This window comes from Pseudolysinimonas sp., assembly GCF_049651805.1.
In the GTDB taxonomy this organism is placed as follows: Bacteria; Actinomycetota; Actinomycetes; order Actinomycetales; family Microbacteriaceae; genus Pseudolysinimonas_A.
In genome coordinates this window covers 51,039-75,975 of record NZ_JBASCU010000029.1, presented here as the reverse complement: position 1 = coordinate 75,975, position 24,937 = coordinate 51,039, and the positions used below count along the sequence as shown (strand labels likewise).

Genomic DNA, 24,937 nt, shown 5'->3' with positions numbered 1-24,937 from the left:
CTTGACCGACGGTGGGATCGTGCGCAGGCGCGTCGAGGCTGCCTGGTGACGAATATCAACCTAGATCCCGCGAAGAGGGGTTCTCGAGGAGACGCCTAGATCGCCGTCGGCGGATACCGGGTACGCGACGACCTCTGCGAGCCGATACCTTTGCCAGCCATCACCGCCTGGAGCATCCCACTGCAGACTGCGACCCACGCGATTGAGTCGCTTGTGCTCCTCGGCGGTCACCCAGCACTTGACCACGAGCAGATCGAAGATCGAAAGGAGGTGCTCAGGCGATGTCGCCGGCCCGCCCGCGATGGGCGCGGGGTCGCTGTTGGATCGGGGATCAGATTGTCGTGGGTCGACGATCTCGATCAGAACCCGTTTCATGGGCAGAACATGCTCGATCTCTCGATGAGCGGGTGGGAGAAGCATCGCGTCACGGGTAGCGAATGGCACCGAGGCGGACTCCAGCCCGCGGGTCATCTGCCGCAGGCGGCTCGGATATCCGAGGGATCCCTTTGACCAAAGCCGACCACCGGCTGCGAGGAACGGACGCACCTCGGCCTCGATGAAGTCGTATGCCGTCGTGGCGATGCTCAGCCGACGAGCATCGACGTTGAGTTCGGGGCTCATGGAGCCAATACTCCGACCCAGAGCCCGTCCCGTGCGCGGGTCATCGCCACGTACAGCTCGCGCCGCTCCATCTCGACCCGCTCCCCGGCATCCTGACCGTTCTCGGGAACAGCCGCCGGACCCACCAACCGCGCCGGGGTGTGGGCGACGAGCACGTGCTTGAACTCGAGCCCTTTCGCGCGCTTGATCGTGCCGACTTTCACCGCCGCGGCGACGCGGCCGTCGTACTTCGCCAAGTCGACCACCGGCACCTCCGCAGCTCCGAGCAACTTGACCACCGACGACACCTCCCACCTGTGCATCGCGAGCACCGCGACATCCCCGGGGTGCACTCCGGGCGTCGCGAGCAGCTCTCGCACCCGGGCGACGAGTGCGGCGTCGTGTGCCGCCACCGTCGGGAACCGTGCGATCGCCGGAGCCGCCCCTTCGCGCAGAACTTCAGCGGCATCCATTCGGCCTCGCAGTCCGCTTTCGATGTCGACGAAGCCGGAGTCGCCGACCAGCGATGCGGCGAACGTGGCGATCTCGCGGGTGTTGCGGTAGTTGCGGGTCATGACGACGCCGCGGCCGGCGATCGAGATGCCGAGTTCGCCGAGGGTGTAGCCGCCGGGGTAGATCGACTGCTGGCCGTCGCCGATGAGGTTGAAGGCGTCCGGTTCGTCGCCGACGAGGCGGTGCAGCAGGCGGATCATCGCCGCCGACAGGTCTTGGGCTTCGTCGATGACGACGGCGCGGTAGGCGGAAGATCCGGGGGTGACGGTGGCTTCGGCGTGCAGGATGACGTCGGCGAAATCCCACACGTCGGCGGCGCGCAGTTCGGTCTCGTACGCGAGATAGAGGCGCCACACGGCGGCGCGCTGGGGGAGGGTGAGCCGGCGTTCGCGGCCGAATCGGCTGCAGTTCTCGTACTCCTCGAGGGAGGCGAGGCCGCGGCCCTTGATCACGGATGCGATCTCGTCTTGCCAGTAACGCTGATCGCGGTCGATCGCGCCGACCTCGCCAGGGGCGCCGTGGCGTCGCCACACGGTGTTCCAGATCTGGTCGGCGGCAACGGAATCGAGTTTGACGGTGATGCCGTGCGCCCGCAGCAGGCTTCTCGCGAACGCATGGATGCTGATGAAGTCGACGCGCTCGGAGGCCTCGGGGGCGAGTCGCCGGAACAGCGTTCTCAGCACCTCGGGCAGCGTGCGCACGTAGGTGGTGACCAGCACCCGCCCCGGATGCAGCCGCGCGATGTGGGCGGCGCGGTGCAGTCCGACGACGGTCTTGCCGGTGCCGGCGGCTCCGCGGATGCGACTGGGGCCGTTGAACGAGCGGCGCACCACCCGGATCTGGTCGGGATGCAGGAACGCCATCCACGACTCGATCGGTTCGGCGGCGAGGCCCGCGTACGCGGCATCCTGCACCTCGTCGACGGTGAGGAGGGCGGGTTCCTCGGGCTGTGGCTCGGGTGCGGGGGCGACGGCCGGGGGAGCGCTCACCACGACGGATGCCGGGGTCGCGCTCGCGGCGTAGGGCGGGCACGCTTCGGTGAGGGCGCGCAAGACCCGCTCGACCTCGACCTCGGACAGGCGGCGGCCGGCGCTGAGGATGCGTTCCACGACAGCGGGTTCGCTCATGAGCTCGACGCCGCTCACCGTCGCTTTCAGGTCGCGGCGGTTGGTGAACACCGCGAGCGTGCGAACCTGGCCGGGGGCGAGGTGGATGTCCTCGAGGATGTCGGCGATCGTGTCGCCGAGAGAGATGAGCCCGTCGAAGCGGTCGGTGACGTCGTCGTCACCCTGGAACACCCGGGTGCCTTCGCCGGTGCGCTGGATGCGCACATCGCGCCACGACTTGGCGTCGACGATGAACACCCCGGAAGGGCCGACGACGAGAAAGTCGACCTGGGCCTTGCGGCTGCCGGGCCACTGGCGGTCGGCGAGTACGTGATAGCCGTGGTTGCGCAGCGGCGCGAGGGTCTTCTCGAGGCGGCGTTCGCTCGCGGCGGCGGCGTGGTAGTTCGCCACCATCTGCTCGTGGACGGCCGCCTGGCGGCGCAACTCGTCTGCGAGACCCTGCGCGGCATCCGCCTGCAGTGTCGCCGATGATCCCCCGGCCATGATCCCCCGATCGTGCGTGAACCTCAGTTTGGTGCCCACGAGGTGCTTGCGGCAGCGCCTGTTCAGGGGTCAGGCGTGGAGAACCTCAGCCCGCGTCAGGGTCCCGCCGTACACTCGAGGCATGGCACCGGAGGTCGCAGAGGTCTTGGAGACCGTCAAGGCGATGACGCACGCACAGCGCGCTGACGTCGCTTATCAGGTGCTCCTAACGCTCGATGAGGGATCGGCCGAGGACCCGGCTGAGGTCGAAGCCGCGTGGCGCGCCGAGGTCGGACGCCGCGTCGATGACTACCTCGGCGGCAACAAGAACGTCGTCAACGTTGAGGAATCGCACGCGAAGATCCGCGCCGAGTTGGCGGCGACTTCCGAGTGACGCTGTCGCGCGATGAGCGCGCCGAGGCTCACGAGGAACTCCTGCAGCAGGCGCGCTTCTATGAGCGCGAACACGTCGGCCTGGGTCTGGACTTCCTCGAAGCCGTCGATGCTGCGATCGAGGCGATCGTCGGATTTCCTGACGCTTGGCGCCCCTACCCGGGATGGGATCGCCAGCCGGTCCTGCGGGTCAAGCAGGTGCAGGGCTTCCCCGTCGGCATCGTCTACTTCGTGGGCGGTGACCGAATCGTCGTCCTCGCCTACGCACACCACCAGCGGGATGCCGCCTACTGGCGCGCTCGTTTCGGGAATCCGGTGGCACGCGACTGGGCGGATGACGAGACGATGTCGGCGGAGGAAACCCTCCGTCGATTCGAAGCGCTCAACCCTGAGCCCACGAGAGGGCCTCGCAAGGGCCAACACCTCTTCGTTCCCGTGACGACCGACTCAGACGCAGACTCGACGCCGGAGGGCGACGTCAGGGCCGACTAGAGCGGTGCGATCAAAGAAGCTCACTCGCCACTTCGTTGGCCGCGGTGCGGTTGGGACCGTCGAACGCTCTCGCCATCGACGGAACGGCGTCAGGGTGAACGCCGAACTGCTCCACGGCGATGCGTCCCCAGTCGCGGGTGCCGACCTCGACATCCGCGACGATTCTGGCCGCCCGCGTCTGCGAAAGCCCGAAGGCCCCCGCGCTGGCAACCAGGTCGCGGATGTCACGGTCGACGGGGTCTGCGCCGGGTGAGATCGGTGTCGCCTCGATCGCGCCGGTCACGCGCTGCGGATTGACGTCGAACACCGGCGACAGTCGCCAACCACCCGACTGACGAAGAACCCCGTGGTTCTTCATGTGGTCGTCGACGTTGTTCACGAGCAGCGACAGGGTGACTCGTCGGAACAGGTCTTCAAGGTCTGCGGACGGGGCAGCGCTCCGACGAGCCAGGTGATCGGCCAGGGTCGCGTAGTCGACGACCTCGTTGGCTGCACGCAGTACGAGGCTTTCGGCGCTCAGGTAACCGATGCGCCGACCGTCCGCAGTTCGATCGAAACGCTCGAGCAGCAGCATCGAGCGCCCCTCGGTCAGGCGTACGTGCTCGAACTTCGGCGTGGCAATCCCAACGTGCCGGGCGAGGTGGAGGCATGTCGCCTCCCACGCCTCGACGTCGCCTCGGTCTTCGGGGTGGGGGAACTTCGCGAGCGCCAAGCGACCGTCGTTGCGTCGGATCGTAGCTTTGGGTCGTGCACCCCCCGCGGACGTTCCGGCAGCCAGCAATCGACGCAGGTCGTCTTCGTCTTCGCGGCTCTCGGCAAAGCGTTCGGCTGCCGCGAGCAGGTCAGGAAGTTCGATCTCACCCGCGACGGCGTCTGCCGGCTGTGAAAGGTAGGCGGAGCTGCCTAGCTCGGTGAAGCGGAGCGCTCCCAGCCGCGTCAGGTCGTTGGCGCCGATCAGCAATCCGAAGTCGTCGAGCGGGGTGCGCGAGCGGGAACCGTCGGATCGGTGCGCGGCTTGGATGATTCGCCTACCCCAGCTGTCGGGCATCGCGTCTGCGAAGGCTCCGAGGGTGGTTCGGTTCATCATCGTGGTGGTGACCCCCCGTTGCATGGGGAGGTCCGGCGAAAGCTCGTACGCGGCCGCGTTGGTCAGGTAGCCGAGGTCGTACTCGAAGCCGAGCGCGCGTCGCTGAAAGCCAGGAGCGGTGAGGTTGGTGGCCTCGCCCACCAGAACCTCGTCACCCGACGGCAATTGCACGTGCACCGACACGCGTTCGATCGGGGTAGCCATGGATGCCTACCGACGGGCGCTGACTCGTTGGGGCAGCATCCGCTCGGCATTCAATCGGCCGAGGTCGCTGTTGAGCGGGTCTGTCGACTGGATCACTGCTGCCGCAATTCCGAGGGCGCTGAGCACAGACATGAGGCTCTCACTGCGCACACTCTCACCGTTCTCGATGGCGCGCAGGGTTGTGCGTGTGATGCCGGCACGTTCGGCTGCGATCTCGGAAGTCCACCCGACTAGCTTTCGCCAGCGGCGGATGTTCTGCCCGAGCGCGCCAAGATCGCGTTCGGTCAGAACGGATGAACGCGTGGACATGATCGTTGCTCCTATGGATAGAAACTTGCTCATTAATGGAGGCAATGCGCAGTATTCTAGCCATAAGATCTGGAAGATCGCCAGGATCAAGATCAAGATCAAGATCAAGCTCAAGATCAAGATCAAGATGGCGCGGGTGAAGTCGGATGCCGACGACTACCGGTACTTCCCCGAGCCCGACCTGCTGCCGATCGAGCCGCCCGCTGAGCTGGTCGCTTCGTTGCGTGCTGCGCTGCCCGAGGCACCCGCGGTGCGGCGTCGGCGGTTGCGTGAGACGTGGGGGTTCACGGAGCTCGAGTTCCGGGATGTCGCCAACGCCGGTCTGCTCGTCGAGATCGAAGAGACGGTCGGCTTCGGCGCCGCGCCGGCTCAGGCTCGCAAGTGGTGGACAGGTGAGATCGCGCGGCTCGCGAACGCCGCGGGTGTGGATGCCGCGTCGCTCGTGTCACCGCTGCACGTGTCGGAGCTCATCGCTTTGGTGGAGTCCGGGGAGCTGACCGACCGGCTGGCTCGCCAGGTGCTCGAAGGCGTGATCGCGGGGGAGGGGCGCCCGGCGGAGGTTGTCGCAGCTCGTGGTCGGTCGAGTTGCGAGACATCCCAAGAGTTCACGATTGCATGGCGAAGAAGTTCAAGATACAGATGACTCGGTGTCGCGAGTTCATACTCGGCCAGGTCGCGAGTCGCTTCGGCGACCTGCCCGGACGTCGGGCGAACGACTTTTGCCGACGCGTCGCCGCTAGCCACCATGAAGACATAGTCGACGCTCGCGACAGGAAGCCCGGTCAACTCCCGTGCGGTGGTGTAGCGGCGTGATCTTCGAGGCGACGCTCAGGCGCTGAGCGCGAGGTTGGGGTCGGTCACCTCCTCGGGGTTGGTGGCGATGAGCCTGATTCGGGATTTGGGGAGGATGTCGAGGCCGAAGTAGCGGCATCCTTCGGCCCATTCGTCGGTTTGTTCGGCGAGAACCGCACCGACGAGTTGGATGATTGCGTCGCGGCTGAGACGGCTGCATCCGGATCTCCGGCCGCTCCGCCCGTCAGCGGAGGTGGGACGCTGGCCAACCCGTCTCGATGAACCGGTCGATCGGCAGCGTCGCGGCGCCGAGGGCGACGGCTTCCTGACCGAGGGTGCTGCGTTCGACGACGACCTCGTCCGCGGGCTGTTCGAGCGAAAAGCGCCGCACCGCCGCTCCGAGCTCGGGCAGCAGCTCTTCGGCGATTCGGTCGCCGAACCATCCGCCGACGATGATCTTCTGCGGGTCGTAGAGGTTGACGAGATTCGACAGGGCGAGGCCGAGGTGCGTGACGAGGTTCTCGATCGCGGCGCGCGCGGTGGCCTCCCCGGCACGCGAGGCGTCGAACAAGGCCTCGACTCCCTCGGCGTTGCGACTCACCCATTCGTGGTCGGCGCCGAGCCAGCGTTCCAGGACGGCGGATGCGCCGACGAAGGTCTCGACGCAGCCGCGTGAGCCGCACCGGCAGCGGATGCCGTCGAGGCTGATCTTGGTGTGGCCCCACTCGCCGGCGCTGCTCGAGGAACCGCGGTAAAGCCGGCCGTTGGTGATGATGCCGGCTCCGGCTCCGTCGCCGATGATGACGACGACGGCGTGTTCGACGCCGCGCGCCGACCCGTACCAGGACTCCGCCTGCGTCGTGGTCTTCGCACCGTTGTCGATATACACGGGGAACCCGAGTCGCTCCGACAGGCCCGTGAAGACGACGCGGTCCCACCCGATCACTTGGGCATGAACCACCGATTCTCGGCCGTCGGGTGCTTGCGCGGGGTGTTCGACGATCCCGGGAACGCCGAGACCGAGGCCGAGCACAGCCCGTCGCTCGCAACCGAGCTCCTTGAGAAGCTCGTCGACGTGAGCCACCACGACATCCATGACGTGCGCGGGCTCGACGTGGCGTCCGGCGAAGTCCGACCGTCGAGAGCCGAGCCGGTTGAGGGTGAGATCGAAGGCTTCCACCCGGGTCGCCGATTCGCCGACATCCGCACCGAACACGATCGCGGCATCCGGGTCGAGGCCGAGCAGGGCGCTGCGCCGACCGCCTTCAGAATCGAGGAAGCCGCCCTCGCGCACGCTGCCTTCGTTGATCAGTTCCGCGATGACGTTGTTGACGGTCGCGGTGGACAGTCCGGTCGCGCTGGTCACCGAACCGCGCGAGGTCTCTCCGCTCAGCAGGAGGTGGCGCACGACGAGGGCGCGATTGGTTTTGCGAACGTCGCGGACGGACGCCTTCTTGGCCATTCGCCGTCTCCTTCGTCTGCGTGCCGGGCTCCCGCCTGAATCGGCGCCCTCACAGTCTGGCGTAGGTGGCGGACTTGCAATTGCCAGAACTTAGAATAATGTCTAGCATAAGTCGACGCGGCGATCCCTTCGCCCGGTGACACCCCATCCACCCCTGCAAGACTGAACTGCTCAACGAGGAGAAGAACATGACTAACCATCTCGCCGGTCGGCGACTGGCGGCCGTCGCGGTCGTCGGAACGCTGGCCATCGCAACGCTCGGCGCGTGCGCTCCGGGCTCCGCTTCGGACGCCGTGACGATCCGCGTTCTCGCGGTCGAAGGCCCCGAGACCGACGCACTCGCCGCCGAGGCTGCGAACTTCGCCGCCGAGTCCGGCATCGAGGTCGAGGTCGACAAGGTCGCTCGCGACGTCTGGGGTCAGCGCAAGGTCGCCGAACTCGCTCAGGACGCGGGAACCTACGACGTCGTCTTCCTCGGCGGCGGTGACGACGCCGTGTGGATGCTCGAGAACGCGCACGTGCAAGACCTCACGTCGTACCTCGGCGAGGATGTCATCGCCGATGTCGTGAACAACGAACTGTTCACGACCTCGGACGGCGCCTTCGTCGGTGCCCCGCAGTACTACAACTTCCCGGTGACGTACTACCGGGCCGACCTGTTCGGCGACCCCGAGGAGCAGGCCGCCTTCGAGGCGCGGTACGGTCACGAGCTCGCGGCCCCGACCACGTTCGACGAACTCGTCGAGGTCGCGACCTTCTTCAACCGCCCCGACGAGGGCCTCTACGGCACCTGCCTCGGGGGCGTGAACTGGTCGGTCTTCCTCGACGACACGTACTTCGTCTACGGGCAGGGCGCCAACTTCGGTGACCTGGAGACCGGCGAGCTCACGCTCGACACGCCGGAGCACGTCAAGGCGTTCGAGTACATCTCGGCGCTCACCTCGCTGCAGGCTCCGGGCTGGGAGGCGCTGAGCTTCTTCGACTGCGACAACCAGATGAAGGCCGGCTCCGTCGCGATCTACCAGAACTGGCTCTACGCCTGGAACCTGCTCTCGGCCGAGATGGGCGACCAGATCGCGATCGCTCCGCCGGCCGGCGTCTCGACCCACCTCGGGGCGATGCTCGCCACCATCCCGGAGGCCGCACCGAACCCCGACGCCGCCGGTGAGTTCATCGCCTGGATGCTCACCGACGAGTTCCAGCTCGCGCAGGTCGGGCTGACCGGCAACCTGCCGGTGCTCCAGTCGCAACAGGACTCGGATGCCTTCGCCGAGGCGCTGCCCGAGCTGGAGATGCTCAAGTCGGTGGCCTCCGAGCTGAGCTACCTGCACACGACGTGGTCGGGCGAGCTGGGCTCCGGAGTTTCGGAAGCCATCGCCAAGGTCACCTCGGGTGAGCTCACTCCTGCCGAGGCCGCGAGCTGGCTGCAGAACGAGAAGTTCGCCGGGCGCAAGGCCGTCGAGTGACGATTGGCTCCACCATCCGCCGCGGGGAGGGCTCCCCCTCCCCGCGGCGGTACCCCCGCCGACGGGCAGCGGACCGGGGGCACGTGTTCTCCCGCCGCAACCGGGTCGGGCTCGCGTTCACGGTGCCGACGCTGCTGTTCGTCGTGGCCGTGATGGCGTACCCGCTCGTGTATCTCGGCTACCTCTCGTTCCACACCTACCGCCCCCTGAGCTCGAACGAGGTCGTCCCCGCGGGGTTCTCGAACTTCGTCGCCCTCGTCACCGACTCCACGGTGACCAGCTCGCTGCTCGTCACCCTCCAGTTCACGGTCGCATCCGTGCTCATCGAGATCGTGATCGGAACCGTGTGTGCCGTGCTACTGGCCAACGTCATGCTCGGGGCGCGCAGCCGCGCCGGCCGGGTCTACGCCCGCGTGCTCGGGTCGGCCTACATCATCCCGTTCGCGGTTCCGGCGATCGCCGGCGCGTACGCGTGGCGGATGCTGCTGGACACCCAGTTCGGTCCCGTCAACGCCGCGCTCGGCTCGCGCACCCCGTGGCTCGTCGACTTCCCGCTGCTGTCGATCATCGCGATCGACGCCTGGAAGATGACGCCGTTCGTGCTCTTCGTACTGCTGGCCGCGGTGATGTCGATCGAACCGACCCAGTACGAGGCGGCCGCGATCGACGGCGCCGGATCGCTGCGGCAGTTCTTCTCGATCACCATCCCGTCGATCCTGCCGGTGCTCGTCATCACCGCCGCGTTCCGCGCCGTCGACGCGTTCACGAAAGTCTTCGACACCGTCTTCGCGACGACCGCCGGCGGCCCTGGCGACGAGACGCGGGTGCTGCCCCTGCTGATCTGGCGCACCGCGTTCACCCACCTCGACTTCGGGTCGGCCTCCGCGCAAGCAGTGCTGGCTCTCGCGATCTCGCTCATCTTCGGCGCCGCGCTGCTGATCTCCCAGCGGAGGGTCGCGCGATGAGCGTCTCCTATCAGGCGCGTAAGCGCCGGGTCGTCACCGGATCGGCGGTCGCGCTCACGGTCGCCGGGGTGCTCATGCTCGTTCCGATGGCCTGGATGGCCTACACGTCGTTCAAGCTCGACGCCGACATCTTCACGACCGACCCGCTCCGCGCGCCCGAGGCGTTCTCGGTGGAGCACTACGTCAACCTCGTGACCCGCTTCAACTTCGACACGTCGTTCGTCAACTCGGTGGTCATCGCGCTCGCCACCGTCGTGCTGAGCGTCGTGCTCGGGGGGCTCGCGGCCTACGGCTTCGCCCGCTACCCGTGGCGCGGCAGCCGCATCGCGCTCGCATTCCTCATGCTCGCCCGCATGGTGACTCCGGCAGCCCTCGTCGTGCCGCTCTACATCGTCATGCAGTCGCTGGGATTGCTGAACTCGGTGACGAGCGTCATCGTCGGCGTCACGGTGCTCAACCTGCCGTTCGTCGTGTGGATCCTCATCCCGTTCTTCGAGTCGGTGCCGAAAGAGGTCGAGGAGGCGGCGGAACTCGACGGGCTGTCGCCGTTCGCGGTGTTCCGGCGCATCGTGCTGCCGCTCGCCCGACCCGGGGTGATGACGGCGGTGCTGTTCAGCTTCCTCGCCGGATGGACCGACCTGCTGTTCCCGATGACCTTCATCACCGACTCCGACGTCATGCCGCTGACGTCGGGGATGCTCGCGATGCAGACGGGTTACAAGATCTACTGGGGCGAGCTCATGGCCGGGGGCATCGTGCTGACGCTGCCCGCCGTCATCCTCTGTTTCGCGCTCCAGCGCTATCTGCTGCGCGGCCTGCGCGCCGGTTATTGACTCGGCGCGAGCCGGACAAGGAGAGAGTACGAATGACTGCACGCGAGCGCATCCGCTGGGGGAGCGCCACGGCCGCCTACCAGATCGAGGGGGCGACGGATGGCGATGGTCGCGTCGCGAGCATCTGGGACGAGTTCACCGCCCGCCCCGGCACGATCGCGCGCGGCGACACCGCCGCCGTCGCGTGCCGAGCCTACGACGACCCCGAGCCGATGCTCGCCGCGATCGCCTGGCTCGGCGTCGAGACCTACCGGCTCTCGATCGCCTGGTGCCGCGTGATCACCGGCCCCGAGGGTGACGTCAATCCCGCCGGCGTCGCCTACTACCGCCGCGTGCTCGGGGAACTCCGGGTGCGCGGGGTGAAGCCGGTCGTGACCCTGTACCACTGGGACCTTCCCCAGTGGCTGCAGGACCGCGGCGGGTGGGCCGACCCGGGCGTCATCGACGCGTTCGTGCACTTCACCGAGATCGCGGCCCGCGAGTTCGGCGACCTCGTCTCCGACTGGATCACGATCAACGAGCCCTTCTGCGCCGCCTTCCACGGCCACCTCAGCGGACTGCACGCCCCCGGCATCCGACACGAGCCGACCGCCCTGCGTGCCGCGCTCATGCAGCTCGTCGCCCACGGTGCCGCCGTGCGGGCTCTCCGCGCGGCCGACCCCGAGGCGCGGATCGGCCTCGCGATCAACCTCTCCGACCTGGAAGCCGCGTCCTCCTCTCCGGAAGACGTCGCGGCCACCCGGCGAGCGGATCTCGTCGAGAACCGGCTGTTCCTCGAGCCGATCCTCACCGGACGCCTCCCGGACGACACCGCCGCCCACTTCGGGGAGCCGGCGCTCGCCGCCGCGCTCGACGGGATCGACATCGCGTCGGCGGCCGTGCCGATCGACTTCATCGGCATCAACTATTACGAGCACAACGTGATCCGCGCCGCCGAGCACGGGAACGACCCGATCGTGCGCGGCATCGAGAAGCTGCCCGTGCCGGAGCCGCGCAGCGCCAACGGCGTCGCGGTGCGTCCAGACGGCTTCGTGCGCGTGCTCTCCCGCGTGTCCGCGCTCGCCCCGGACCTGCCGATCTGGGTGACCGAGAACGGCATCGGGCTGTGGGACTACCTCAGCCCCGACGGGCGCTGCAACGACGTCGAGCGGGTCGCGTTCATCGACCGCTACCTCGACGCCCTCGAGGATGCCGTCGAGCGCGGCGTGCGTGTCGAGGCGTACTACTTTTGGTCGCTCATGGACAACTTCGAGTGGTCCCACGGATTCCAGCTGCGGTACGGGCTGTTTTACACCGACTACCCGAGCGGTCACCTCACTCCGAAGGCGAGCGCCGAACGCTACCGTGAGCGCATCTCACGCGCCGCCGCCTCGCCGGTTCGGGAGCGGCAGGCGGGCTGACGGAAGCCCCTCGTGCTACAGCCCTAGAAGGCGGGGGCGCTCGCGACGACGAACACGAAGACGAGAAGCAACCGCACGATGATTCCGACCACCGCGAGTGTCTGTGCCCTGCGCTGCACGGGTCGCCGAGTGCGTCGATACACCCAGCCGATTGCGGCACCGACGAGCAACCCGCCGAGGTGCGCGTCCCACGCGATCCCGCTCGCGACGAAGCCGAGCGCGACGTTGATGCCGAGCAAGATCAGCAACTGCGTCACGTTGACCCTGATTGCGCGCGCAGCGTCAGATAGGCCCCGAGCAGCCTGAAGATCGCGCCGAGGCGCCGAGCGCCGAGTTCGGCTGGAGGAATCCCCCGGTGGACACGATGCTGGCGCCGTCGGTGGCGATCGCGAGGGCGTACAGCGAGAGCACGCCCATCGACCCGCCGAGCGCCGCCGCGAAGTACAGCGCGAGGAAGCGCGCCTTCCCCCAGCCGCCACGGTTCCACTCCGACGACCGTCGGGTTGAGCACCCAGGCCGAGGTGAGCGCCCCGCCGCTGAGCCCCTGCCACGCGTAGGCGACGACGACGAGCGCCATCAGCGTGTAGGTCACTAACCCCGAGCGGAGCGGTCGCAGTGCCCGCGCCCCCCAGCCGTGGCGTGCGGGCGGCAGCGCCTGTTCAAGGGCAGGTGCATTCTGCTCGGAGTGTTAGGCTGTGACCTTACGCTTGGAGGAAGACCATGACCGCCTTGATCCGCGATGCGAGGCACCGTCGCGCCGTCGGTGTGCGCGAACTCGCGCGGCGATGCGGCGTCGCCGCCCCTACTGTCGTCGACTGGGAACGCTCGGAAGCGGCCGGAACGATTCAGGTCGAAACTCTTCACCGGGCACTGGCTGCGATGGGGGAGCGGCTCTCGGTGCGGTCACGCGCTCAGACGATCGCGTTCGAGCGGCTTGAGCGGCGTGAACAGCGTCTTGGGCTTGAACTGCATCGCTCGATCGCGACCAAGCTCGTCACAGACCCGGAAGTCGTTCTCGAGTCGGCGCGGTCACAGCTCGGCTCGATGCGGACCGGTCTCAGAGGCGGCGCTCTCGAGTGGCTCGATCAGTGGGCGCAGCTCATCGAGGATCGGGATGTCGGCGGGCTGGTCGTCGTCATGCTGGGCACGACTCAGCACGACATCGACATGCGAAGCGTCTCGCCGTTCACCGGGCTGTTGTCGTCCGAAGAGCGGGAAGAAGTTCTCGCGCGGGCGTTGGCGGTGGTCTCGTGAAGCGCCGACAACTTGAAGAGGCGATTCTGCGCGCCTGCGAGATCGTGGGCCAGAACCGCGTGATCGTCGTCGGTTCGCAGGCGATCCTCGCGACCTGGCCCGAGGAAGAACTGCCACCGGCTGCGACGATGTCTGCCGAGGCGGACATCGCACCCGAGCACGACATCGCCGACCACCTCTCCAACAAGCTGTGGGTGCTGGCCGGACAGGACTCCGAGTGGGCGAACGACCGCGACTTCTACATCGACGCCGTGTCGGCGAACACGGCGGTGCTGCCCGACCGCTGGCGCGAACGTGCCGTCGAGATCGAGGTGACTGAGCATCCTGGGTTCTTCGGTATCTGCCCGGAGGCGCACGACCTCTGCGCGTCAAAGATGGCCCGCAACGAAGAAAAGGATCGGGAGTTCGTGGCGGCCCTCGTCGACGCCGGTCTCATCGACCCGCGACTCCTGCGGAATCGTCTCGACGAGATCTCCGACCCGCGTGTCGAACCCGCCCGTAAGCGCGTCGCTCGTCAGTTCGTGATCGGTCTCGCGCGTCGTTAGCACGGGGCTCGAGGGCTCGGGTCCTGTCGGGACGCAGTCGTACACTGTCGGCGTGACCCCGAGGCTGACTGAGTACATCGAGGCGGGCAAGACCCTCGATGCCGACGAGCGCGAAATTGCCGCGCTTGCGCTTCAGCGGATGGGGGAGTCGGAGCAGGCCGACATCGTTGCCGCCTGGGATGAGGCGATCGACCGGCGCCATGACGAACTGACCAGTGGCACCGTGCAGCCGGTCAGCGGCCGGCAAACGATCGCCCTCGCACGGGCGCGGGCGGCCAACCGGCGTACGTGACCCATGGAACGTGACTGGGCAGACGACGAGACGCTGACGGCGAAGGAGACCATTCGCCGCTTCGAATCGCTGAATCCCGAGCCCACTCGTGGACCGCGAGCCGGTCAGTACATCTTCGCGAAGGTCGGCCCTCATGGGGTCCTGCCGCGGATCGACCGGATCACCGTCGACCTGGAGGTCATGAACGGGCGTCCCACCGTGCGCGGGATGCGCATCCGTGCTACCGATGTGCTTTCGCTACTTGCTGCAGGCGCGACGCACGCCGACATCCTGGCCGAGTATCCCTACCTCGAAGAAGAAGACATCATCGCGTGCCTCGAGTACGCCGCCGCCATTTCTTGACAGCAAAACGGTGTGGCCCCCTCGCACCCGCACGAGGAGGCCACACCGCGCCCAGCAGACGTCAGTACGAGGAGTACACGGTCACCTCGTCGATCGTCCACCACTGCGGCGCACTGCCGGTTTGGGTGATGCGCAGGTAGCGGGCCGTCGTCGGGGTCACCGAGACCGGGCGCTTCCAGCCGTAGGCGATCCCCGTGGCGAGGGTCGTCCAGGTGGTGCCGTTGGTCGACGCTTCGAGCGTGAAGCCGCGCGGGTAGTCCCACGTGTTGCCCGAGGGGGTCTGCACGGTGACCATCGCCACTGTGCGGTTCGATCCCATGTCGATGCGGTACCACTCTCCGCCGGCCATCGCTGCGCCGTTCGCCCAGCTACCGCCGCCGACGCCGTCGATCCCGCCCGCGGTCGACGTGCCGCCCGCGGTACTCGACGCGGTCGCCGTCCAGCCCGAGTGGCTGATCGCCACCGGGTTGTAGGTCGACAGCCCACCTGCGTACTTCGAGAGCGTCGCGACGAATCGGGCGTTCTGTGTGAAGTTGGCGGTGCCGAACTGGCCGAGTTTCGAGATGTACGTCGCCGAGTCGTCGGAGTTGATAACGGGGATCGGCTTCTGGTTGTCGTAGTACATGCCCCAGTACGCAAAGCCGTCGGATGCCGTGCCACGCACCTTGTAGGTCCATGCCGACCACGACACGTTCGACGCGTTCAAACCGGCCATGAACCGCGACCAGACGTCGTCGTTGTAGTAGAGCGAGTACTCGCCGTAGAGGATCGGCACGCCCGGGTTCGACAGCTTCGCCGCGAGACCGTTCAGCTCGTTGGTGACGAGCTGGTTCTGCGACGTCCAGTTCTTCGAGTTGGGCATGTCGTACGGGTGGTACTCGTAGACGACGTTCGTCCAGCCGTACGTCGACGGGTGGGCGATCGCGCTCACGCTGAAGAACGCGCCGAAGAAGATCGTGTGATCGGGGTCGATCGCCCGAACCGCGTCGTAGAGCCGGTCGTAGTAGTTGCTCTTCTGCGTGACGTCGTCCGCATCCTCGCCGTAGTCGATGAGGGGCTCGTTGATGAGGTCGTAGCCGGCGACGGCCGGTTCGCCCTCGTACCGCGTGGCGATCTCTTCCCAGATGTCGACGACCCAGTCCTGGTAGGTCGAGCTGCCCCAGAACCCGTTGGGGTTCGGGCCGATGCGACCGCAGCTGCCCCACGGGCATCCGCCGCCGGGCACGGTGTGCAGGTCGATGAGCGTGTAGATGCCGCGCTCGCTCAACTCGTCGATGACCCAGTCGATCTTCTCCCAGGGGTTCGACTTCCATGAGCCGTCGAGGTTGAGGAACGTGTTCCAGCCGATCGGCACGCGCACGAAGTTGAATCCCGCGGCGTCGAGGTTGTCGAGGTCGGTCTCGGTGAGCCAGGTGTCCTGGTGGGCGTCGATGATGGTCTGCGCTCCACCCGTGCCGAAGCGGTCGGCCATCGTCAACTGCAACGAGTAGTCGTCGTTGTAGAGACCGGCGGTCAGTTCGCCGATCGACCACCACGATCCCGAGGATCCGGTCTGCGTGAGCCGGAAGTACCGGGCCGCCTGCGCGACGAACCCGATGGTGGTCGCCTTGAACGTGCCGACTCCCGTCGCCACGGTGGTCCACGTCGAGCCGTTCTTCGACAGCTGCAGCGTGTAGCCGCGCGCGTAGTCGGTCTCGTCGGAGGTGTTCTTGGCGGTGTCGATCGTGACGTTGTTGAGGGTCACGAGCGCGCCCATGTCGGCCTGGATGTACTGGCCGTTGGTCTGAGCAGCTCCCGTGGTCCAACGCGTCGACACGGTGCCGTCGACCATGTTGGCCGGGCTCGCGCCCACGGAGGCACTCATCGCCCACCCGCCGCGGTCGAGCGCTGTTCCGCTCGAGATCGCGACTTCGGCGATCGACCACCATTGGCTCGACGTTCCGTTCGAGGCGATCCGCAGGTAGCGCCCGTTCTTGGTGCCCTGGAAGTCGGCCTGGATGACGCGGTTCGTGCCGAAGCCGCTCGCCACCTGCGTGTAGGTGACGTTGTCCCACGACACGTAGACGTCCCAGATGCGCGGGTAGTCGTTCGCCGTCGCCGAGCCGGCGTCGAGCAGCACTTTGTCCATGTCGACGTTGCGACCGAGGTCGATCGTGAACGTCTGACCCGGAGCCTGCGCGGTGCCGCTCTGCCACACCGTCGAGACGTTGCCGTCGAGCGCATTCGCTGCCGTCGTCCCCCCGGCGGTCGCAAACGCCGTGGCGGTGTGCGTGCCGTTGTGCAGAACGGGGTCGTTGAAGAGGTTGAGCTCACCGACCGACCACAGCGCGGCGGCGGATGCCGTCTGCCGCACGCGAACGTAGCTCGCGACCTGGGGGGAGAACTTGACGTTCGTCACACCGTCGGTGCCGGGTTGGGTCGCGACGCTCACCCACGTGGAGCCGTTGCTCGAGACCTCGATGTCGACGGTGCGCGGGTACTGCCCGGCGTTGGCGGTGTTGTCCATCGCCAGCCGGTTGAACACCGTCGCGGCGCCGAGTGAGATCTGCAGCCACTCCGAGCCGGTCTGGTTGGAGTTGGTCGTCCACCGCGAGGTGCCGGACCCGTTGATCGCGTTGCCGGCGGTGCCGGCGGAGGCCGTGGCCGACCACCCGGTGCGGTCGACGGCGTACTCGCCGAGGGGCGACATCCAGTCTTCCTGGGTGAGCCAGCCGCCGACGTTGGTGCCGCGCAGGTTGATGGTGCTGCCGGTGCCGGAGTTCAGCTTCAGCACGTTGCCGCTGGCTTTGATGAAGTCGGCGGCCCCCAATGCGGCGTTGGCCGCCATCGGCGGTGTCAGCGCCACGGCCATGAGTGTTGCGGTGAGCAGAGCCCCCGCGAACGTCTTCCCTTTCATGATCCTCCTCGATCACACCCCGGCGGAGCACGCCGGGGACGGTTGACTGCGATGGTGCGGGTGGGCGCGGGCAACGAGTGCCCGCGCCAGTCAGTCTGGCACCGCGACCCGGCTTTGTCTACGACTTGAAGTAAGTAGTGGCTTAAGCCGATTTCGGCACGTCGCCCGGGCGCGGACGCGCGTCGCGCACGAGCGTCTCAAGGGGCATGATGGCGGCGCCGACCGCAACGGTGTCGCCGCCGAAGGTCGAGGCGACGAACTCCAGCTGCTCGCCGGCGCGAGTGAGCGCGTTGGCCTTGGTGGCGTCGGCGATGCGGGCGGCGTGCTGCTCCATGAGGCGAACTCCCACCCATCCGCCGATGACGACGCGCTGCGGGTTGGTGAGGTTCACGAGGCTGCCGAGGGCGACGCCGAGGGAGTGGATGACGTCATCCAGCACCCCCGTCGCGGCCGGGTCGCCCTTGTCGACGGCGTCGAGCAGCGAGCCGAGCGCACCCCATCCGCTGCCTTCGAAGGAGGCTCCCGTCGCCCGCCAGGCGTTGAGGATCGCGTCGGCGCCGACGTAGGCCTCGACGCAGCCTCGATTGCCGCACCGGCACACCTGCCCGTAGCGCTCGATCTTGGTGTGGCCCCACTCCGCAGCGGTGCTCATCGAGCCGTGCTGAAGCCGGCCGTCGGCGATGATGCCGAGGCCGACGCCCCGGCCAAGGAGCGCGACGAGGGCGTGCTCCACACCGCGGGCAGCGCCGAACCAGAGTTCGGCCATCGCCTGGGTCTTCGCGCCGTTCTCGGCCGACACCGGGCCGTCGAAGTGGATGAGGTCGCCGACAGCGACCGGAGGCCAGCCGAGGCTCTGCGCGTAGAGAGTCTGCGACCCGTCGGCCGCCGTCTCGACGACGCCGGGCAGGCCGAGGCCGACGCCCGCGAGGGCTGGCCAGGCGGCGGGGTTGCGTTCCCGCAACGCCTCGAGCGCGTCGTCGAGGTCGTGCGCGATCGTCTCGGGAGTCTCGTCGTCGCGCCCGCCGCGGAACTCCCGGTCGACGCGGGTCATCTTCAGGTCGAAGAGCTCGACGGCGACGCCGCGCTCGCCGACGTCGGCGCCGATCAGGTAGGCGCCCTCGGGACGCGGCTCGACGACGGTGATCGGGCGACCGCCGCGCGACGCGATCGAGCCCGTTTCGTGCACGAGCCCTTCGGCGACGAGGTCGCCCACGATGTTGGTCGCCGACGCCAGCGAGAGCCCGCACTCGCGGGCGAGGTCGCCCCGGCTGGTGCGGCCGGATTGCAGCACGTGGGTGAGCACGAGGGCGCGGTTGCGTTGCCGCAGGGAGGTGACGTTCGCCGATTCGGGCGCGGGGCCGCCGGTGCGTCCCGATCTCACGTCGACCATGGACCCGAAGATATCAACCACCCGGACTCCCGAGTTCGAGGTGAGTCACGGTGACCGCGTGTTCGGCGACGAGGCGGATGCCGCGCGATGATCGCTCGACCCGCACCCCGTCGAGTTCGCCGCCCGGCCCGAACGCGCGCACGGCCGCCGCTTCGGCATCCTCTATCTCGAACTCGAGCCAGTCGCCGGGCGCCAGGTCGACGACGAGTCGTTCCTCAGGTAGGTAGGTACGCCCGTCGGACTGCTCGAACGGGTTGGCCGGGTTGGCGCCCGGAGTCGCGAACCGGATGCCGGTCGCGTCGTCGGCGCGGATGCCCGCGATCGGGGTCCCGGCGGCGACCGAGTACGACGCGGAGGCCCCGCGGAAGCCGAAGCCCCACGCCGGGATGACGCGCGGCCGCACCCCCGTGATCGCCGCGACGACATCCTCGCGCCACTCGCAGTTCTCGATGCGCATGGCCTCGAGCAGATCATCGAGGATACGTGCGGCATCCTCGGGCGCCGCCCCGTCGATCGCGGCGATGATTCGATCCCAGCCCTCAGGCGCGTTGATCGACGCCGGCGAGGTGCGGGTGTCGACCTTCTTCCACGGCCAGAAGTTCCAGCCAATCCCCTCGGCCTCGTACAGCCGGAACGCGGTGTACAGCCACTCGAGGGTGTTCTCGCCGCCTTCGCCCATGTAGATCGGCAACCCGAGCCGGTCGCGGGCCTCGAGGAACGGCGCGATGCTCGCCCGGTCGGGGCTCGACCAGTACTTGTGGAACTGCAGCGCCGAGTTGTCGTCCCACACCTCGGTGAAGATCGACCAGTTCGTGGCCCAGTGGCTGCCCTCGTACATGATGAGGTGGTCGGCATCCACGGCGCGGATCTCGCGCGTCAGGTCGCGGTAGAGCTCCGCGAGTTCGCCGGCGAACCGGTGCTGCCACTCGTTGGGCAGCGGCTCGTTGAGCAGGTCGTAGCCGAGCACCGTCGTGTCACCGGCATATCGGGATGCTAGCTCGCGCCACAGGGTGAGCGTGTTGCGGCGGTGATGCTCGTCGAGGAACAGGTCGGGCTTGCCGAGCGAGTCGTCGATGTTGGTGCCGGTCTGGCCGCCGGGGGCGCCGTGCAGGTCGAGCAGCACCCAGATCCGATGTGTTCGGCACCACCCGATGAGCCGGTCGACCAGCGCGAGCCCGCTCTCGATCATCGAGCCGTTCTCGTTCTGGATGACGCGCGCGTTGATCGGCAGGCGCACGTGATCGAAGCCGCTCTCGGCGATGCGCACGATGTCCGCCTCGGTGATGAAGGCATCCTGGAATCGCACCCAGAACTCGCTCGCCGCAGCAGGGCCGACCAGTCGCTCGACGAGCGCCTCGATCTCGCGGGGCGACTCGGCGCCCGGGCCGAACCGCCACATGTAGCCCTCGGGCAGCAGCCAGTTGCCGAGGCCGACGCCGCGCAGCAGCAGGTCGCGCCCCGATCCGTCGACCAGCCGACCCTCCTGGGCGCGCACGAACCCGTCGAAGGATGCCGGACGGCGCGGGAAAGCAGGGGTGGTCACGAGAAGCTCCTGTAAGAGAAGGGTCATTTGAGCCCGGACAGCGCGAAGCCCTGAACGACGTAGCGCTGGAAGACGACGAAGACGAGCAGCACCGGCACGACCATGACCGACGCGGCCGCCATCTGCAGCGCGGGGTCGACGGCGAGCTGCTGGTTGAGCAGCGAGAGCCCGACCGAGAGGGTGTACAGGTTCTGGTCGCTCGCGATGATGAGCGGCCAGAGGAACGAGTTCCAGCCGGTGATGAAGGCGAGCACCGCCTGCACGGCGAGGATCGGCTTCGACATTGGCAGCACGATCTGGAAGAAGGTGCGCACCTCGCCCGCCCCGTCGACGCGGGCGGCCTCGAGCACCTCGTCGGGGATCGTCGACATGAACTGCCGGAACAGGAACACCCCGAATCCGCTCACGAGCGTCGGCAGCGCGATGCCGACGAGGGTGTTGGTGAGCTTCATCCCGTTGAGGATGAGGTACGTCGGAATCATCGTGACCTGCACGGGGATCATGAGGGTCGCGAGCACGAGGAAGAACAGCGCCCCCTTGCCGCGGAACCGGAACTTCGCGAATCCGTAGCCCGCCATGGCCATGAACAGCAGCCCGAAGCCGCCGATCAGCACCACGATCACGGTGTTGCCGAGATACCGACCGAAGTCGAGCTCGGTGAAGAGCCGCAAGTAGTTGTCGAAGGTCGGCTCGACCGGAAGCAGGGTCGGGGGAAAGTCGATCGCCTCGCGCTGCGGCTTGAACGAGCCCGCGACCATCCAGAGCAGCGGGAACGCCGCCGCGAGGGCGCCGACGAACAGCACGAGCCCGATCGAGAGCGAGACGGCACGACGCCGCTGCGCCTCGGGCGGCAGGGGCCGGCGGGAGCGTCGGTCAGCCATCGAGATCCCGCCTCCTCAGCCGCAACTGCACGACCGTGATGACCGCGATGATCGCGAACAGCACGAGCGATCCCGCACTCGCGTAGCCGAATTGGTTGAGCCGGAAGCCCTCCTTGTAGATGAAGATCGATATCGACGTCGTGGCGCCGAGCGGGCCGCCGTCGGTGAGGACGAACGGTTCGTCGAAGAACTGCAGCCACGCGATCGTCGTGGTGACGGTCACGAAGAAGATCGCAAATCCGAGCAGCGGCAGCACGATCGACCGGGTCGTGCGCCACGTGCTCGCGCCGTCGAGAGCCGCGGCCTCGCGATACTCGTGCGGGATGCCCTGCAGCGCCGCGAGGAAGATGATGATGTTGAGCCCCGTGCCGCGCCAGATCGCGACGAGCGCGACCGAGAACTTCGCGAGCACCGGGTCGGAGAGCCACTGCACCTGCGGGATGCCGACCAGGGAGAGCAGGTAGTTGAAGAGCCCGAACTGGGTGTTGTAGAGGTAACCCCAGACAAGCGAGATCGCGACGATGCCGGTGACCGCCGGCACGAAGTAGAAGGAGCGCAGTGCCCGCGCGAAGCGACCCCCGCTGCGCTCGAGCAGCAGCGCGATGCCGAGCGAGAGCACCACGATCGCGGGAACGCCGACGACGACGAACAGCCCGGTGTTGCCGAGCGCGCGCCAGAAGTCGGGGTCGTTCGCGAGGGCGACGTAGTTGTCGACACCGATGAAGTCGACGTTGCCCCAGTTGGCGAGCCCCGAGATGTTCATGTCGGTGAGGCTCACGGCGGCGGCGACCGCGATGGGCAGGATGCCGAAGGCGAGCAGCAGAACGATGGCCGGCGACACGTACACGTAGGGAATGACGGATGCGCGTCGCATGCGGTCCTCCGTTTCGTGTCGGCTATGGGTGAGGAAGGGGTGGTGGGGGGCGCGCGAGCGCGCCCCGCACCGGCGGGTCAACCGATCGACACGCCTTCGGTCTTGCTGAACAGCTCCGCGAGCGTCGCGTCGCGGTCGGCACCGGTCAGCACGATCGTGTTGAGCGCGGTGAGCAGGTCGGATCCGGTCGCGCCGTCCCAGTTGGGAACGAGCGGCAGCACCTTCGAGTCCGCGAGCTGCTGCGAGTAGACCGCGACGAGCGGGTCACTCTGCAGGCTCGAGTCTTCGAGTGCGGCCGAGACGGCCGGCAGTTCGCCGTTGATGTCGAACCACGACAGCTGGGCTTCGACGCTCGACAGGTACTCGAGCAGGTCCAGCGAGCCGTTCACCTGGTCGGTGTTGTGCCAGACGCCCATGTTCGAGCCCGCGAACAGCGACGTCTTCTCGTCGGCGCCGGGCACCATCGTGACGTTCCACTTGCCCTCGAGCTCGGGGGCGGCATCCGCGATCGACCGGGCGAGGTAGGGGCCGCTCACCAACATCGGGGTGACGCCGGAGATGAATCCCTGCGTCTGGTCGAAGTCGGAGTTGGTCGGCACGCTGCCGTCGGCGTAGAGACCCGTGTACAGGTCGACCGCCTCGGCGAACTCGGGGGTGTCGAAGTCGACGTTGCCGTCGGCATCGATGATGTCGCCCCCGAAGTCCCACGTCATGATGACGGGAAGCGGGCTGTCCCACTGCGGGATGTAGTAGCCGTACTGTCCGTCTCCGCGAGCGGCGAGAACGGCGGCGTCTTCACGCAGCTCGTCCCACGACGCCGGCGGGGCGTCGATGCCGTTCTCTTCGAGGATGTCGGACCGGTAGAACAGCACGCGGGTGTCGCTCACCCACGGCACGCTCACCGTCTCGCCGCCCACCTGGGTGGCCTCGGCCACGCCGTCGGGGAAGTTCTCGGCCGCGAGGCCCGGGTAGTCGGCGAGGTGGTCGTCGAGGGGCAGCAGGGCGCCGGCGTCGGCGAACGTGCGCAGCTTCGACAGTCCGATCTGCAGCAGGTCAGGCCCGGAACCGGAGGCGACGGCGGTCGTCAGTCGCTCGTCGATCGCGTCCCACGGGATCGCGACCACCTCGACCTCGATCCCGGTCTCTTCCGTGAACGGCGCGACGAGCTGTTCGAAGTTGGCGCCCGAGTCGCCCATGATCCAGACGGTCAGCGGGCCGTCGGCGTCGCCTTCTCCGCTGGGGGTCGAACAAGCCGCGAGGCTTGCCGCGATTCCCACGACCGCGAAAGCGGCGAGGGTGCGCGTGAAGGTCCTCTTCATCGAGATTCCTCTCATTCCTGTGATTGGGATTGTGGTGCACGGAAGCGGCGCTCCCGATGTTTCAGGCCGAACGTGTCGCCACGCTCGCCTGGGCTCGGTGCTCGAGGATCGCCTGCCGGTACCAGTGGGCGCTCAGCTTGGGGATGCGCTCCTGCGTGCGGTAGTCGACGTAGACGAGTCCGAATCTCTTGCCGTAGCCCTCTGCCCACTCGAAGTTGTCGAGGAACGACCAGGCGTAGTACCCCTGCAGATCGACACCCGACCGGATCGCGGCCGCGGCCGCGTCGAGGTAACCGCGCAGGTAGGCGACGCGCTCGTGGTCGGCGACCACGCCATCCGGGTCGACGTAGTCGTCGAAGCTGGCGCCGCTCTCGGTGACGTAGATCGGTAGCGGGGTGAACTCGCGCGCGACCCGCTCAAGCACCGTGCGGAAGGCGTCAGGCGTGACCGACCAGCCGAAGGATGTCGTGGCCGGCTCGGCGGCCGTCTCGACGAGATCCAGAGGCCCATCGCCGTCGGCGTGGCGCACGACGACGCGCTGGTAGTGGTTGATGCCGGCGAAGTCGACGGGTGCGCCGATGACGGCGAGATCTCCGCGGCGAACGACCGCGGCGAGCGCCGGCAGCGCGGCGTGTACGGCGGGGGAGTAGTCGCCCAGGTACACGGGGTCGAGGAACACCCGGTTGCTCGCGGCGTCGAGGCGCTCGACGGCCGCGAGATCGGCGGCAGAGTCGGACGCGGGCACCAGGTCGGTCACGATGTTGGTGATGCCGACCCGTGCGAGCGGGTGGGCGGCCCTGATGCGCGCGAGGGCGAGCCCGTGGGCGAGGTTGAGGTGGTGCGCGGCCGCGACGGCGGCATCCCAGTCGCGACGACCGGGCGCGTGCGCGCCGTACCCGTAGCCCAGGAACGAGCTGCACCACGGCTCGTTGAGCGTTACCCAGTCGTCGGCGAGGTCGCCGAGGGTGCGCACGGTGAGGTCGGCGTAGTCGGCGAACCGGTCGGCGGTGGCGCGCACGGGCCAGCCACCGGCATCCTCGAGTGGTTGCGGCAGATCCCAGTGGTACAGCGTCACCAGCGGGCGGATGCCACGGTCGCGCAGCCCGGAAAGCAGCGTGCGGTAGAACGCGACAGCTTCGGGGTTGAGCGCGCCTTCGCCGCGTGGCTGAAGCCGCGACCACGAGAGCGAGAGGCGGTAATCGGTGACGCCGAGATCGGCGAGCAGGTCGAGGTCGGCAGCCCAGCGGTGATAGTGGTCGCAGGCGACGTCACCCGTGTCGCCATGGAGAGTCAGCCCCGGGGTGTGCGCGAAGGTGTCCCAGATGCTCCGCCCGCGTCCGCCCTCGGTCGCCCCACCCTCGATCTGATACGCGGCGGTGGCGAGACCCCACCGGAAGTGCGACGGGAAGGCGTCCGAGTCGGACAGCAGGGGTTCCGCAGCGAGGCGGGCGGCAAGCGTCATCGGTTGTCTTCTTCGAGCTCGGGTACGACGTGGA

24 protein-coding genes and 2 pseudogenes are annotated in these 24,937 nt (G+C 67.8%); 11 read left to right on the top strand and 15 right to left on the bottom strand.

Annotation, left to right across the window (positions count from 1 at the left end; all coding sequences use genetic code 11):
• Positions 1–60 precede the first annotated feature (60 nt).
• Both WBL06_RS07210 and WBL06_RS07205 read right to left on the bottom strand, forming a co-directional pair.
• Positions 61–621: a hypothetical protein gene (locus WBL06_RS07210; protein WP_424455306.1), complete on the bottom strand. Its 561-nt coding sequence runs from the start codon at positions 619–621 to the stop codon at positions 61–63.
• The gene (locus WBL06_RS07205) at positions 618–2,723 is read right to left on the bottom strand and encodes a UvrD-helicase domain-containing protein (RefSeq protein WP_424455305.1); all 2,106 of its coding nucleotides are present in this window, start codon (positions 2,721–2,723) and stop codon (positions 618–620) included. Before WBL06_RS07205 ends, WBL06_RS07210 begins: the two co-directional genes overlap by 4 nt.
• A gap of 121 nt (positions 2,724–2,844) precedes the next feature.
• On the opposite strand from WBL06_RS07205, the gene WBL06_RS07200 reads away from it, so the two are divergent.
• Both WBL06_RS07200 and WBL06_RS07195 read left to right on the top strand, forming a co-directional pair.
• A complete protein-coding gene (locus WBL06_RS07200; RefSeq protein WP_424455304.1) occupies positions 2,845–3,096 on the top strand; it encodes an addiction module protein in 252 nt (83 codons plus the stop codon).
• Positions 3,093–3,587: a type II toxin-antitoxin system RelE/ParE family toxin gene (locus tag WBL06_RS07195; RefSeq protein WP_424455303.1), complete on the top strand. Its 495-nt coding sequence runs from the start codon at positions 3,093–3,095 to the stop codon at positions 3,585–3,587. The genes WBL06_RS07200 and WBL06_RS07195 overlap by 4 nt, the downstream gene beginning before the upstream one ends.
• Positions 3,588–3,597: 10 nt before the next feature.
• On the opposite strand, the gene WBL06_RS07190 is transcribed toward WBL06_RS07195, so the two are convergent.
• On the bottom strand, positions 3,598–4,878 hold the full coding sequence (locus tag WBL06_RS07190; protein ID WP_424455302.1) for a type II toxin-antitoxin system HipA family toxin: 1,281 nt from the start codon (positions 4,876–4,878) through the stop codon (positions 3,598–3,600).
• A gap of 6 nt (positions 4,879–4,884) precedes the next feature.
• A complete protein-coding gene (locus WBL06_RS07185; protein WP_424455301.1) occupies positions 4,885–5,187 on the bottom strand; it encodes a helix-turn-helix domain-containing protein in 303 nt (100 codons plus the stop codon).
• A 133-nt stretch (positions 5,188–5,320) separates the two neighbouring features.
• On the opposite strand from WBL06_RS07185, the pseudogene WBL06_RS07180 reads away from it, so the two are divergent.
• Positions 5,321–5,764 (top strand): annotated as a pseudogene (locus WBL06_RS07180) (Asp-tRNA(Asn)/Glu-tRNA(Gln) amidotransferase subunit GatB); the annotation flags it as partial.
• Between the two features lie 251 nt (positions 5,765–6,015).
• Here WBL06_RS07180 and WBL06_RS07175 read toward each other — a convergent pair.
• A pseudogene (locus tag WBL06_RS07175) lies at positions 6,016–6,183 on the bottom strand (IS256 family transposase); the annotation flags it as partial.
• 40 nt (positions 6,184–6,223) lie between these two features.
• A complete protein-coding gene (locus WBL06_RS07170; protein WP_424455300.1) occupies positions 6,224–7,441 on the bottom strand; it encodes an ROK family protein in 1,218 nt (405 codons plus the stop codon).
• A 188-nt stretch (positions 7,442–7,629) separates the two neighbouring features.
• On the opposite strand from WBL06_RS07170, the gene WBL06_RS07165 reads away from it, so the two are divergent.
• From WBL06_RS07165 to WBL06_RS07150, 4 genes are all read left to right on the top strand, one after another.
• Positions 7,630–8,907, top strand: a complete 1,278-nt coding sequence (locus WBL06_RS07165) for an ABC transporter substrate-binding protein (protein ID WP_424455299.1) — start codon at positions 7,630–7,632, stop codon at positions 8,905–8,907.
• A gap of 83 nt (positions 8,908–8,990) precedes the next feature.
• Positions 8,991–9,872: a carbohydrate ABC transporter permease gene (locus WBL06_RS07160; protein WP_424455298.1), complete on the top strand. Its 882-nt coding sequence runs from the start codon at positions 8,991–8,993 to the stop codon at positions 9,870–9,872.
• Positions 9,869–10,705, top strand: coding sequence for a carbohydrate ABC transporter permease (locus WBL06_RS07155; protein ID WP_424455297.1), 837 nt, complete (start codon positions 9,869–9,871; stop codon positions 10,703–10,705). The genes WBL06_RS07160 and WBL06_RS07155 overlap by 4 nt, the downstream gene beginning before the upstream one ends.
• A gap of 32 nt (positions 10,706–10,737) precedes the next feature.
• Positions 10,738–12,105, top strand: a complete 1,368-nt coding sequence (locus tag WBL06_RS07150) for a glycoside hydrolase family 1 protein (protein ID WP_424455296.1) — start codon at positions 10,738–10,740, stop codon at positions 12,103–12,105.
• Positions 12,106–12,128: 23 nt separating this feature from the next.
• Here the strand turns inward: WBL06_RS07150 and WBL06_RS07145 are convergent, their stop codons facing one another.
• Positions 12,129–12,362 carry a rhomboid family intramembrane serine protease gene (locus WBL06_RS07145; RefSeq protein ID WP_424455295.1) on the bottom strand — a complete coding sequence of 78 codons (234 nt, stop codon included), beginning with the start codon at positions 12,360–12,362 and terminating at the stop codon, positions 12,129–12,131.
• Positions 12,359–12,697 (bottom strand): hypothetical protein, encoded by a 339-nt coding sequence (locus WBL06_RS07140; protein WP_424455294.1) that lies wholly within the window; start codon positions 12,695–12,697, stop codon positions 12,359–12,361. The genes WBL06_RS07145 and WBL06_RS07140 overlap by 4 nt, the downstream gene beginning before the upstream one ends.
• Positions 12,698–12,825: 128 nt before the next feature.
• On the opposite strand from WBL06_RS07140, the gene WBL06_RS07135 reads away from it, so the two are divergent.
• Genes WBL06_RS07135 through WBL06_RS07120 form a run of 4 tightly spaced genes read left to right on the top strand, consistent with a single transcriptional unit; the run spans position 12,826 to position 14,538 of the window.
• On the top strand, positions 12,826–13,359 hold the full coding sequence (locus WBL06_RS07135; RefSeq protein ID WP_424455293.1) for a hypothetical protein: 534 nt from the start codon (positions 12,826–12,828) through the stop codon (positions 13,357–13,359).
• Positions 13,356–13,904, top strand: coding sequence for a DUF6036 family nucleotidyltransferase (locus tag WBL06_RS07130; protein ID WP_424455292.1), 549 nt, complete (start codon positions 13,356–13,358; stop codon positions 13,902–13,904). The genes WBL06_RS07135 and WBL06_RS07130 overlap by 4 nt, the downstream gene beginning before the upstream one ends.
• A gap of 52 nt (positions 13,905–13,956) precedes the next feature.
• On the top strand, positions 13,957–14,196 hold the full coding sequence (locus WBL06_RS07125) for a hypothetical protein (protein WP_424455291.1): 240 nt from the start codon (positions 13,957–13,959) through the stop codon (positions 14,194–14,196).
• Positions 14,197–14,199: 3 nt separating this feature from the next.
• Positions 14,200–14,538 carry a DUF433 domain-containing protein gene (locus tag WBL06_RS07120; RefSeq protein ID WP_424455290.1) on the top strand — a complete coding sequence of 113 codons (339 nt, stop codon included), beginning with the start codon at positions 14,200–14,202 and terminating at the stop codon, positions 14,536–14,538.
• A 61-nt stretch (positions 14,539–14,599) separates the two neighbouring features.
• Here the strand turns inward: WBL06_RS07120 and WBL06_RS07115 are convergent, their stop codons facing one another.
• The 7 genes from WBL06_RS07115 to WBL06_RS07085 form a co-directional block, all read right to left on the bottom strand.
• Positions 14,600–17,434 (bottom strand): discoidin domain-containing protein, encoded by a 2,835-nt coding sequence (locus WBL06_RS07115; protein WP_424455289.1) that lies wholly within the window; start codon positions 17,432–17,434, stop codon positions 14,600–14,602.
• A 142-nt stretch (positions 17,435–17,576) separates the two neighbouring features.
• Positions 17,577–18,824, bottom strand: a complete 1,248-nt coding sequence (locus WBL06_RS07110; RefSeq protein ID WP_424455288.1) for an ROK family transcriptional regulator — start codon at positions 18,822–18,824, stop codon at positions 17,577–17,579.
• Positions 18,825–18,837: 13 nt separating this feature from the next.
• Positions 18,838–20,367: a glycoside hydrolase family 5 protein gene (locus tag WBL06_RS07105; protein ID WP_424455287.1), complete on the bottom strand. Its 1,530-nt coding sequence runs from the start codon at positions 20,365–20,367 to the stop codon at positions 18,838–18,840.
• A gap of 23 nt (positions 20,368–20,390) precedes the next feature.
• A complete protein-coding gene (locus WBL06_RS07100) occupies positions 20,391–21,248 on the bottom strand; it encodes a carbohydrate ABC transporter permease (protein ID WP_424455286.1) in 858 nt (285 codons plus the stop codon).
• Positions 21,241–22,122, bottom strand: coding sequence for a carbohydrate ABC transporter permease (locus tag WBL06_RS07095; protein ID WP_424455285.1), 882 nt, complete (start codon positions 22,120–22,122; stop codon positions 21,241–21,243). Before WBL06_RS07095 ends, WBL06_RS07100 begins: the two co-directional genes overlap by 8 nt.
• Positions 22,123–22,199: 77 nt before the next feature.
• Entirely contained in the window at positions 22,200–23,441 is a 1,242-nt protein-coding gene (locus tag WBL06_RS07090) for an extracellular solute-binding protein (protein WP_424455284.1), read from the bottom strand.
• A 61-nt stretch (positions 23,442–23,502) separates the two neighbouring features.
• On the bottom strand, positions 23,503–24,903 hold the full coding sequence (locus WBL06_RS07085; RefSeq protein WP_424455283.1) for a GH1 family beta-glucosidase: 1,401 nt from the start codon (positions 24,901–24,903) through the stop codon (positions 23,503–23,505).
• Positions 24,904–24,937: the final 34 nt, after the last annotated feature.